Source organism: Bradyrhizobium sp. HKCCYLRH2060 (assembly GCF_051168135.1).
GTDB lineage: Bacteria > Pseudomonadota > Alphaproteobacteria > Rhizobiales > Xanthobacteraceae > Bradyrhizobium.
Genome location: NZ_JBNPUK010000017.1, coordinates 54,570 through 65,153 on the forward strand (window position 1 = coordinate 54,570; position 10,584 = coordinate 65,153).

13 protein-coding genes are annotated in these 10,584 nt (G+C 67.6%); 6 read left to right on the forward strand and 7 right to left on the reverse strand.

Annotation, left to right across the window (positions count from 1 at the left end; translation table 11 throughout):
* Positions 1-45: 45 nt before the first annotated feature.
* From ACQR10_RS27035 to ACQR10_RS27055, 5 genes are all read right to left on the reverse strand, one after another.
* Positions 46-807, reverse strand: coding sequence for a sulfite exporter TauE/SafE family protein (locus ACQR10_RS27035; protein ID WP_315804134.1), 762 nt, complete (start codon positions 805-807; stop codon positions 46-48).
* Positions 808-815: 8 nt separating this feature from the next.
* On the reverse strand, positions 816-2,240 hold the full coding sequence (locus ACQR10_RS27040; RefSeq protein ID WP_434912134.1) for an MFS transporter: 1,425 nt from the start codon (positions 2,238-2,240) through the stop codon (positions 816-818).
* Positions 2,241-2,339: 99 nt separating this feature from the next.
* Positions 2,340-2,678, reverse strand: a complete 339-nt coding sequence (locus ACQR10_RS27045; RefSeq protein ID WP_315804133.1) for a c-type cytochrome — start codon at positions 2,676-2,678, stop codon at positions 2,340-2,342.
* A gap of 25 nt (positions 2,679-2,703) precedes the next feature.
* Positions 2,704-2,865 carry a hypothetical protein gene (locus ACQR10_RS27050; protein WP_315804132.1) on the reverse strand — a complete coding sequence of 54 codons (162 nt, stop codon included), beginning with the start codon at positions 2,863-2,865 and terminating at the stop codon, positions 2,704-2,706.
* 65 nt (positions 2,866-2,930) lie between these two features.
* Positions 2,931-3,887: a helix-turn-helix domain-containing protein gene (locus ACQR10_RS27055; RefSeq protein WP_434893319.1), complete on the reverse strand. Its 957-nt coding sequence runs from the start codon at positions 3,885-3,887 to the stop codon at positions 2,931-2,933.
* 183 nt (positions 3,888-4,070) lie between these two features.
* On the opposite strand from ACQR10_RS27055, the gene ACQR10_RS27060 reads away from it, so the two are divergent.
* Entirely contained in the window at positions 4,071-5,087 is a 1,017-nt protein-coding gene (locus tag ACQR10_RS27060) for a carbon-nitrogen hydrolase family protein (RefSeq protein ID WP_434874465.1), read from the forward strand.
* 17 nt (positions 5,088-5,104) lie between these two features.
* On the opposite strand, the gene ACQR10_RS27065 is transcribed toward ACQR10_RS27060, so the two are convergent.
* Positions 5,105-5,566, reverse strand: a complete 462-nt coding sequence (locus tag ACQR10_RS27065) for a PEGA domain-containing protein (protein WP_316181829.1) — start codon at positions 5,564-5,566, stop codon at positions 5,105-5,107.
* A gap of 114 nt (positions 5,567-5,680) precedes the next feature.
* Positions 5,681-6,616 carry a glycine reductase gene (locus ACQR10_RS27070; protein ID WP_316181830.1) on the reverse strand — a complete coding sequence of 312 codons (936 nt, stop codon included), beginning with the start codon at positions 6,614-6,616 and terminating at the stop codon, positions 5,681-5,683.
* A 142-nt stretch (positions 6,617-6,758) separates the two neighbouring features.
* Between ACQR10_RS27070 and ACQR10_RS27075 the strand changes: the two genes are divergently transcribed.
* From ACQR10_RS27075 to ACQR10_RS27095, 5 genes are all read left to right on the forward strand, one after another.
* Complete coding sequence (locus ACQR10_RS27075; RefSeq protein WP_434893318.1) at positions 6,759-7,775, forward strand: transglycosylase SLT domain-containing protein; 1,017 nt, start codon at positions 6,759-6,761, stop codon at positions 7,773-7,775.
* Between the two features lie 123 nt (positions 7,776-7,898).
* Complete coding sequence (locus tag ACQR10_RS27080; RefSeq protein WP_316181833.1) at positions 7,899-8,645, forward strand: AzlC family ABC transporter permease; 747 nt, start codon at positions 7,899-7,901, stop codon at positions 8,643-8,645.
* Complete coding sequence (locus ACQR10_RS27085; RefSeq protein WP_316181835.1) at positions 8,642-8,986, forward strand: AzlD domain-containing protein; 345 nt, start codon at positions 8,642-8,644, stop codon at positions 8,984-8,986. The genes ACQR10_RS27080 and ACQR10_RS27085 overlap by 4 nt, the downstream gene beginning before the upstream one ends.
* A 78-nt stretch (positions 8,987-9,064) precedes the next feature.
* Positions 9,065-9,547 (forward strand): tRNA (N6-threonylcarbamoyladenosine(37)-N6)-methyltransferase TrmO, encoded by a 483-nt coding sequence (gene tsaA / locus ACQR10_RS27090; RefSeq protein ID WP_315804124.1) that lies wholly within the window; start codon positions 9,065-9,067, stop codon positions 9,545-9,547.
* A gap of 15 nt (positions 9,548-9,562) precedes the next feature.
* Positions 9,563-10,519, forward strand: coding sequence for an NUDIX hydrolase (locus ACQR10_RS27095; RefSeq protein WP_315804123.1), 957 nt, complete (start codon positions 9,563-9,565; stop codon positions 10,517-10,519).
* The last annotated feature ends 65 nt before the right edge of the window (positions 10,520-10,584 follow it).

Here is a 10,584-nt window from a genome sequence, read left to right on the forward strand (position 1 = left end):
CCGGCCTTTTTCGTTGACGGGAGGTGCTTTGATGCGACGTCCGGCTCAGGCCGGCTTGACGAAGAAATACACCGTCAGGCCGCAGCCGACGGCGATGATGAAGCGGCGCACATGGGCCGGCGGGATGATCTGGCTGAGCCGCGCGCCGACGAAGCCGCCGACCATGGCAGCGCCCATCATCGTCAGCGTCTCCAGCCAATGCACGCGGCCCGAGAACGCAAAGATGGCGGAGGCCGTCATATTCATGAGCGCGGCGAGCAGCACCTTCATGCCGTTCATGGCGCGGATGTCGCGCAGGCCATAGAACACCAGCGCGGCCAGCATCAGGATGCCGATGCCGCCGCCGAAATAGCCGCCATAGATCGCGATCACGAACTGCACCGCCTGGATGGTCCGCGGCCCGAACCAGCGCGCGCCATCCTTCGGCGTAAAGCGCATGCCGAATGCAAACACCATTGTGGCGAACAGTAACAGCCAGGGCACCAGCCGGCTGAAGGCGGCCGACGGTGTGACCAGGAGCAGCACGGCGCCGAGCGTGCCGCCGAGCAGGCTGATGATCGACAGCCGCACGAGGTCGTGACGCCACGGCGCCTTTGCGTCGTTCAAGATCTCACGGGAGGCCCAGGCGCTGACGAACTGGCCGGGGCACAGCGCGACGGTGCTGGAGGCGTTGGCGTCGATGGCCGGGATGCCGGCCGCAAGCAGCGTCGGGAAGGTCAGGAACGCGCCGCCGCCGGCCAGCGCATTGACGATACCCGAGCCGAAGGCGGCGAGGGCGAGCAGGGCCAGCATCGTCCAGTCCGTCATCGCTGTCGCTACTCGCCCTTCAGCCGCTGGCCGTCCTGGACGCGGACGCGCTCGGCGCCGCGGGCGCCGGCCGGCGACAGCCTGAGCATGCTCAGGAATGCGCCGACCAGCGCGAAACCGACGCCGGTCAAGAGCGACAGCCGCGTGCCGTCGGTCGTGTCGATCGCCAGGAACATCGCGACCAGGGCTGCGCCCGTGGTCTGGCCGAGCAGCCGCGCCGTCCCGAGCATGCCGCTGGCGCCGCCCGCGCGCTCGCGCGGGGCGGCCGCGATCATCGTGCGGTTGTTGGGCGTCTGAAACAGCCCGAAGCCGCAGCCCGCCAGCGCCATGCGCCAGACGACGTCCCATGCCGACGGCTCGCGCGGCAGCAGGCCGAGCGCACCGAGCCCGCAGGCGAAGATCACCAATCCGATCCCACCAAGCAGGCCGGCCGGCACGCGCTCGACCAGCCGGCCCGCCAGTGGCGCGGTCAGGCCGACCGCGATCGGCCACGGCGTGATCAGGAGACCCATCTGCACCGGCGAATAGCCGAAATGGCTTTCGAGATAGAAGGGGATGGCGACGAAGGCGAGCATCTGGCCGCAGAACGACGAGATCGAGGTCGCAATCGACAGCGCGAACACCGGGATGCGCAAGAGGTCGAGCGGCAGCAGCGGCGAGGCCATGTGGGTCTGACGCCAGACCAGCCACACGCCGGCCGTGATGGCGACGACGAACTCGATCGCGCAGGTCACCAGCGCCTCGCCATGGCCGAGGCTGTCCACGGCGGCGATCAGGAAGCCGAAGGCGGCCGCGCTCAGCGCCGCGCTCTGCCAGTCGAACATGTGCGGGGCGCGCGGCGTATGCGGCAGGAAGCGGAAGCCGAAGACGAAGGTGACGATGCCGAGCGGCACGTTGATTGCGAACAGCCACGGCCAGCTGCCGACGGCGAGAATGCCGGCGGCAATGGTCGGACCGACCGCGGCGGACACTGCGACCACCATCGCATTGATGCCGATGCCGCGGCCGAGCAGAGCGTGCGGGTAGGTGAAACGTACCAGCGCCGAGTTGACGCTGAGGATGCCGGCGGCGCCAAAGCCCTGCAGGATGCGCGCGAGCGTCAGCAGCAGCAGGCTGTCGGCGAGCGCGCAGAACGCGGAGGCGGCCGTGAACAACACGAGGCCGGCTAGATAGACCCGCCGATAGCCGATGATCTCGCCAAGCGAGGCCAACGGCAGCAGCGAGATCGTCACCGCGAGCTGGTAGCCGTTGACGATCCAGATGGAGAACGCCGGGCTGGCGTTCAGGTCGCGGGCGATCGTCGGCAGCGCCACATTGGCGATGGCGCCGTCGACCACGGCCAGCACGATGCCGAGCGCGATCGTCACGATCGCCCAGGTGCGCTGCGGCAGCGGCAGTCCGTCGGCGTGCAGACCTGGGGTCGTCGGCGTCATCATGCGGGCTCCGGCCGCTGCCGCGCCGCGGACAATGGACGGGAACGGGCAACACGGCGGTACATATCCCGTTCCACGCCGGCGGAGCGCGCCGACGCGTCACCGCCGTTTGGGGCGGACCTGAATCGCCTTGAGATAGTTGGCCGCGGCTTCCGCCTCGGGCCGGTCGAACTGGAAGCTCGGCATGTCCTTGTGAATGGTCGACAGGCCGGCCTGCAGCCGCTGGGCGAAATCCTCGTCGTAGAGCTTGCTGTCACCGAAGGTCCTGAACGGGGGCGCGTCGGGGTGCGGGCTGGCGCCCGTGAGACCTACGGCATGGCATCGGCTGCAAAGGCTTTGCAAGAGCGCTTTTCCACGCTTCTGCTCGCTGTCCAGCGCATGGCTTGGGCCTGTGAGCAGGCACGTCAAAGCCAACCCAAGCCCTGCTCGCATGATCATGTCACGTTCACCCGACTTATCCGGCCTACCAGCGGCCGGTGGCCTTTCCATAGGCGTAAAGCCCGATCAGGCCAATGCTCACGATCGTCGAGCCGATCAGGATGATCAGATCCCAACGGGGAGGATCGTCATCATCCCGGTTCAACGTCAGCAGGGTAAACAGAGCCTTCAAGGCAAAACGGCGCATCGCAGATCCGGCCCGGCCGACCAGCGCATGCGGCCAGCGCGTTGCAAGGGAGTTTCGAGGGGAGTTTAGCGCTTCAAGGTGCTGCGCCGCCACTCGCGTGGCGACAGGCCGAACTGCTCGCGGAACACGCGGCCGAAATGCGAGAGGTCATTGAAGCCCCAGGAAAAGGCGATCTCGCTGATCTGACGATGAGCCAGCATCGGCGAGCCGAGATCGCGCCGGCACTGCGTGAGCCGCTCGGCCAGCACGAAGCGCTGGAACGACGTCTCCTCGTCCGAGAACAGATCGTTGACGTAGCGCGCCGAGAGTCCGAGCTCGCGTGCGATCTCCGGCAGTGAGAGGTCGGCGTCGGACAGCCGGGTGCGGACGTGCGCCTTGATCCGATAGAGCAGCGCTGCGCGGTGGCTCGAGGCGGGCAGGGGCTGGGTGCACAGCCGCTCGGCCAGGGTCATGGTGAGCAGGTCGGCGGCCTGGTCCGCCAGCCGCTCGGCATGCTCGGGGCCGATGTGCTCGGCGCGCTCGCAGAGCCTGACGATGAAGTCGTGGGCGAGCGGCTGGAGCGGGCTGTCGGAGCCGAAGCTGATCGCCGTCACGGTCTCGGTCGGACCGATCCGGCGCTGCAGCATCTCGCGCGGAAGCTTGAACACGATCTGCTTGAACGCGGCGTCGAACTGCAGCTCATAGGGACGGGTCGTGTCGTAGATCGCGAACTCGCCGGGCCGTATCACGGTGTCGCGGCCATCCTGGACGACGCCGCCGATCCCCTCACGCCCGAGCGCGACGAGGATGAAGTCGGCATCCGCCCGGGAGATCCGCTGCGAGGTCCGGTGCACGCGCTGCCGGTCCGAGGCGACCTCGGAGCACACGGCCCGTCCCAACGCGGTGTGGGTCACCGAGCCGCGAAACGCGCTGCCGAGATCGGAGGTGCAATCGAGCCCGACATAGACGTCGCAGACGATGTCCTGCCACAGCGCCAGCCGGCGGTGGCCCGGGCTTCCGTCGGTGGTGAACAGGATCGGCATCGCTCCGTCTCCTCCTGCACCTGTGGCTGCGGCAATGCAGCAAATTCCGGGCCGGCTCGATCTTCGTCGCAGCCGCAGTCGAATGTTCGTTCCCTGGGAGACGAGCGCGAAAGCCGGCTGGCGTCAATAGTTGGCCCGGTCGCGGCGCCACCCGCCGCGCACGGGCATCAGGGAGCAGCAGCGATGGGACTGGCACATCCGAAATACAAGGTGGCGGTGGTGCAGGCGGCGCCGGCCTGGCTCGACCTGGACGCCTCGATCAAAAAGACCATCGCCCTGATCGAGGAGGCCGCCGACAAGGGCGCCAAGCTGATCGCGTTTCCGGAGGTGTTCATCCCCGGCTATCCCTGGCACATCTGGATGGACTCGCCGGCCTGGTGCATCGGGCGTGGCTTCGTGCAGCGCTATTTCGACAACTCGCTGGCCTATGACAGCCCGCAGGCCGAGGCGCTGCGGGCCGCCGTGCGCAAGGCGAAGCTGACGGCCGTGCTGGGACTCTCCGAGCGCGACGGCGGCAGCCTCTACATCGCGCAATGGCTGATCGGCCCCGACGGCGAGACCATCGCCCGGCGCCGCAAGCTGCGGCCGACCCATGCCGAGCGCACCGTCTACGGTGAGGGCGACGGCAGTGACCTTGCGGTGCATGATCGTCCCGACATCGGCCGGATCGGTGCGCTGTGCTGCTGGGAGCATCTGCAGCCGCTGTCGAAATACGCGATGTACGCGCAGAACGAGCAGGTGCATGTCGCCGCGTGGCCGAGCTTCTCGCTGTACGATCCGTTCGCGCCGGCGCTCGGCGCCGAGGTCAATAACGCCGCCTCGCGCGTCTATGCGGTCGAGGGCTCGTGCTTCGTGCTGGCGCCGTGCGCCACCGTCTCGCAGGCGATGATCGACGAGCTGTGTGACCGGCCCGACAAGCACGCGCTGCTGCATGTCGGCGGCGGCCACGCCGCGATCTTTGGTCCGGATGGCTCTTCGCTCGCCGAGAAGCTGCCGCCGGAGCAGGAAGGCCTGCTGATCGCCGAGATCGATTTGGGCATGATCGGCATCGCCAAGAATGCCGCCGATCCGGCGGGGCACTATTCGCGCCCCGATGTGACCCGGCTGCTGCTCAACAAGAAGCCGCTCAACCGGGTCGAGCAGTTCGCGCTGCCGGTCGATGCGGTCGCTCCTGGCGAAGCGCAATCGGCGGCTGGCTGACAGGCCTGGCGAGCGGGCTAGGTCCCGGCCTCCGGTTGGGCCGGCGGCGGGGCCGACCGCCGCGGCGGCCGTTGCGCACGGCCTGCCGGTGCCGCCATGCGTGGCTGCAAGGTGACGATCACCGGGTTCGGCTTGTGGTCGGTCGCCGCGCCAGTCGCCGCGTCCACACCCATGCCGATCAGGCCGCCCGCCAGGATGTTGCCGGCGAAGCCGGCCGCGCCGGTCGCCGGGATGTCCTTGGTCAACGGGATGATCTGGGTCTCGTAGCCAGGCTTTTCGATGGTGACGGAGATGTCGGCATTGCGCTTGGCGACGAACGAGCAGGGAGTCGTGCAGGTCATCGGCGCTTCGAGACCGGCGACCGTGGCCTCGGCGCCGGACGGCGTCGACGCGACGCTGATCGTCTCGGTTGTACCCCGCGTCACGGACGCGCAACCTCCCAGCGCGGCGCACAGCGCCACCAACGCTACAACTCTCATTTGGTACTGCCCCCTTGAAACCCGGGGGAACTCAAGCGCAACTGGAGCGGGACGGCAAGCGCAATCAGCATTATCCGAAGAAATTCCCGGGCGAGTTTCGCCCGAGTGTGGCTTTCACACCTGCTTTCCACGAACCTGCCGCGCAATCGCCTTCTGCGCATCGAACTCGGCGCGCCGCCGCGCCAGCTCCTGCGGCGCGAGCATGGCGGGATTGCTGTAGTCGCGCTTCCAGCCGTGATCCTCGCTCCACTGCAAAGGCGATTGCACGGTCGTGCGTGCGGCTGGTGAACTCTCGAGGACACGTAAAGCCAAATCGAGCGTGAAGGCCTGCGAGGCCGCGTCGTGCGGCTTGCCGGCGGAATTGCCGAGCGGAAAATCCGAGAACAGGAAGCGCGGCGCGGCGGCGTGCTCGACGATGTCCTTGGCGCAGCCCATGACGACGGTCGCGACGCCGTTCGCTTCGAGATGCCGTGCCACCAGGCTCACCGTCTGGTGGCACACCGGACAGTTCGGCACCAGCACGACGGCGTCGATCGCGTCGGCGCGGCAGCGCGCGAGAATCTCCGGCGCATCGGTCTCGATCGTCACGCGGTGGCTGCGATTGGTCGGCGCGCCGAAGAAACGCGGTCCGACCGTGCCGATGCGGCCTTCACCTGCCAGCCTTAGGAGCTGTGGTAGCGGAAACCAGGTGCCGGCATCCTCGGCCGAGGTGTGCACGCGATCATAGGCGATGTGGGAAATGCGCAGGTCGTGCTGCGCCGACGTGTCGCCGTCATAGACGGAGTAGAACTTGGCGCCGCCATTGTAGGGCGCGCCGGGACCTTGATCGCCTTTGGCGGGATCGAAAGGCGCGGCCGTGGTGACGATGGTGACGCGCGACTGCGCGAGCGGCTTGCGCAGCGGCTGAAACGGCGCCGACGTGTAGTGGGCCCAGCGATAGGGCGTGTCATAGCCGATCGCCAGATAGTAGTCGCGCGTGCGCGCCATATAGGACAATGGCGCATCGCTGTCGGGCGCGAAGCCGAGTCTGTCGTCGGTCGGTGCGGTCATCCGTCGCGCTCCCTGCAGGACTTGGGGATTGCTAGCCGGCTCGTTCGCTGTGTCAAGGCGCCGCGCGGTGGAACCCCGCATGGTCTTCGGCTTTGTCTGTCGGCAGAATTCCAACCATTGCACCGCGCCCACGATGCTTTCCATGGTTTCCGTTGCTCGCATTGCCTGTCTCGGCCTTGCCTTGATGCTGACCATGCCCTTGTCCGGCGTGGCGGCGGAGCAGGCCTCCGACCGCGACGTTGCCGTGCCGGCTGATCCGAAGGATGGCGCGCGGCAGGATTCGCCGCAGGAGGCTGCGAAGCCGGCAGACGCTGCAGCAGAGGGCCCGGAGAACAAGACCGACGAGTCCAAGGAGAGCGGCACGCGCGAGGCGATCTGCCTGATGATCGAATCCGCAGCCAAGGCGAATGATCTGCCGCTCGAATTCTTCGCCCGCGTGATCTGGCAGGAGAGCCGCTTTCAGAGCGACGCAGTCGGGCCGGTCACGCGCAACGGCCAGCGCGCGCAGGGAATCGCCCAGTTCATGCCGGGCACGGCGAACGAGCGCCAATTGCTCGATCCGTTCGATCCGGTTCAGGCGCTGCCGAAGTCGGCGCAGTTTCTGGCCGAGCTGCGCGATCAGTTCGGCAATCTCGGGCTCGCGGCGGCGGCCTACAATGCGGGGCCGCGCCGGGTGCAGGACTGGCTCGCCGGCAAGGGGCAGATGCCCTGGGAGACCCGCAACTACGTCTCGGCCATCACCGGTTCGTCGATCGACGATTGGGCCGCGGCGGGGAAGGGCGGCAAGATGCCACCGAGCCCGCCGCCGACCTCGTGTCATCAACTGATGGCGCTGCTGAAGCGTGCGCCGAACCCGTTCGTCCGCGAGCTTGAGCAGCATGTCGCGCTGGCGGCTGCGAAACCGTGGGGCGTGCAACTGGCTGCCGGCTTCGATCGCAATCGTGCGCTGTCGATGTACGCCCGCGCCATCAAGGGGCTCGGCACCATCATCGGTGACCGCGACCCCAGCCTGCTGTCGTCGGTGATGCGCTCGCGCGGCAACCGGGCGTTCTACCAGGTGCGGATCGGTGCCGAGACACGGGCCGAGGCCGACGCGCTCTGCAGTCGGATCCGCGGAGCCGGTGGTGCCTGCTTCGTGCTGCGCAATCGCTCCGGATAGAGCTGCCGCAGCATGGCGTGCGGGGGGAATGGCTGCGCCGGACGCAGACCCGCGCGCGCCTGATGGCGGTTGACGCGAGCGGCTTTCGAAAGCCTTATCTTGGTTCGTTCCGCTGGGCCGCCCGTGACACTTCCTCCGCTCGATTCGCCGCAATGGCATGGTTCACTGCGCGCCTTCGGCTGGGGGCTGCGCGCGACGTCGGCGACCATCCTGTCGCTGGTGCTGTTCGTCACCTTCATCGGCATCGGCGCGCTCGCGCACGACACCCATTTCAGCATGCTCTGGGCGATCCTCTCTACCGCGCTGGTATGGGCCGGTCCGGCGCAGATCATCCTGGTCTCCACGCTCGGCTCCGGCCAGACCATTCTGCAATCGGCGATCGCGGTGACGATGAGCGCGATCCGGCTGTTTCCGATGGTGGTGGCGGTGCTGCCGCTGATCCGCTCGCCCCAGACCAAGCGGCGGCACCTGGTGCTGATCGCGCATTTCACTGCCGTGACGCTGTGGGTCGAATGCTATCGCTTCCTGCCGCATGTGCCGCGCGAGCGCCGCATCGCCTTCGTGCATGGGCTCGGCACCGGCCTGATGGGGATTGCGCTGATCGCGACGATCATCGGCTATCTTCTCGCCGCCAATCTGTCGCAGACCTTCGGCGCCGCGGTGCTCTTGCTGACGCCGCTGGCCTTCCTGTTCTCGACCCTGCGCAACGCCAGGGAGCTTGCCGACGTGCTCGCGCTCGGTCTTGGCCTCGTGCTGTATCCGCTGGCCGCCCAGCTCAACAGCGGCGTCGACATCCTGGTCAGCGGCGTCGTCGCCGGAACGCTTGCGTTCGGCGCGCACAAATGGCGCGAGCGGCGGGGGCTGGCATGAGCGACTTCATCGGCGATTGGCATGCGCTCGTGGTGCTGCTGGTGGCAGGCGTGATCCCCAACCAGATCTGGCGCCTGCTCGGACTTTGGTTCGGCAGCGGGCTCGACGAGGGCTCGGACCTGCTGATGTGGGTCAAGGCGGTCGCGACCGCGATCCTGGCGGGGGTCATCGCCCAGATCCTGGTGCAGCCGCCGGGCGCGCTCGCCAGCGTGCCGTGGGGCCTGCGCTACGGTGCCGTCGTTGCCGGCCTTGCGGCCTTCATGGCGACCCGTCGCTCGATCTTCGCCGGTGTCGTCTGCGGCGAGGCCGCGATGCTGGTCGGCAAATGGTGGCTCGGATGAGTTGCGCGATCTTGCGCGGCCGCAATTGCGGTGAGCCGAGGTTCGGATAGATTGCCGGGAAGACCTGAGGACTCCGCAATGACCGCTGATACCGATCTCCGCCCGGGCGAAGTCGCCATCGACGCGCCACAGCCGCGCGACGCCACGCTGTATTTCATCGGCCGTATCCGCACGCCCTGGACCTCGCGTCTGGAGACGCCGCGGCAGGGCAGCTTCGAGGGGCCGGTGTGCCGGCTCGAGATCTTCGAGCCCTGGGTGCCGGCGCTAGAGGGCATCGACAGTTTCAGCCATCTCCAGGTGCTGTACTGGCTCAACCGGGCGCGCCGTGATCTCGTAAAGCAGAGCCCGCGCCATCATGATGGCGAGACCCGGGGCACCTTCGCGCTGCGCTCGCCGGTGCGTCCCAATCCGATCGGCGTGTCGACGGTCCGCTTCGTCGCGCTGGAGGGCAGCACCGTTCTGGTGCGCGGTCTCGACTGCCTCGACGAGACGCCGCTGATCGATCTGAAACCGGATCACTGCGTGTTCACGCCGGCGGCGGCTGGCAAGGATGACAAATAGGACCGACAGATCCGGATGTCGAAGGTGAACAAGCGGCCGCAGAAGACGGTGACGGCTCTGGATGCGATCACGGCGGACCTCGTCGCCGTGCTGGTGGCGGTGACCGACGGGCAGCCCAGGATCATGACGATCGAGCACGCTGCGGCGCTGCCGAGCGGACCGTTTCAGTTCGGGCACCGCTCGCTGCAGACCGGCCTGCGCGCCTGGGTCGAGGCCCAGACCGGCCATCCCCTGGGCTATGTCGAGCAGCTCTACACCTTCGCCGACCGTGGCCGTACCGGCGATCCCGACGCGCCGCACCGGATCTCCATCAGCTATCTCGGCCTGACCCGTGAGGAGGAGGGGCGCGAGGGCGCGGATGCGCAATGGTCATCCTGGTACGACTACTTCCCGTGGGAGGATCATCGCGACGGGCCGCCGGCGATCCTGGCCAAGATCATCGCGCCGAAGCTGAAAGCCTGGGCCCGATCCGCCGACGAGCCGACGCTGCAGAAGACCAGGTGGCGGCGCGCCGCCATCACCTTCGGCCTCGATGGCCGCGAGTGGAACGAGGAGCTGACGCTGCAGCGCTACGAGCTGCTGTATGAGGCGGGGCTGATCCCCGAGAGCGTGCGCGAAAAGGGAGGCGATCCGATCGTGCCGGGCCGCGCCATGACGGGTGATCACCGCCGCATTCTCGCCACCGGCATCGCGCGGCTGCGCGCCAAGATCAAATACCGGCCGGTCGTGTTCGAGTTGATGCCGGAAGAATTTACACTCCTGCAACTGCAACGCAGCGTCGAGGCCTTGGCAGGCCGGCTCGTCCACAAGCAGAACTTCCGCCGCCTCATCGAGCAGCAGGAACTCGTTGAAGAGACAGGCGCAATCGCCGCCGACACGATCGGTCGGCCGGCCAAGCTGTTTCGCTTCCGGCAGGGCGTTCTGGCCGAGCGGGCGGTGGTCGGAACCAAGCTGCCGCTCTCGCGGTCTTGATCGCCCGCTCTTGACAAGGCTTATGCTCAGGATAAGTATAAGGCATCTTATGCTCATGGAGAGTA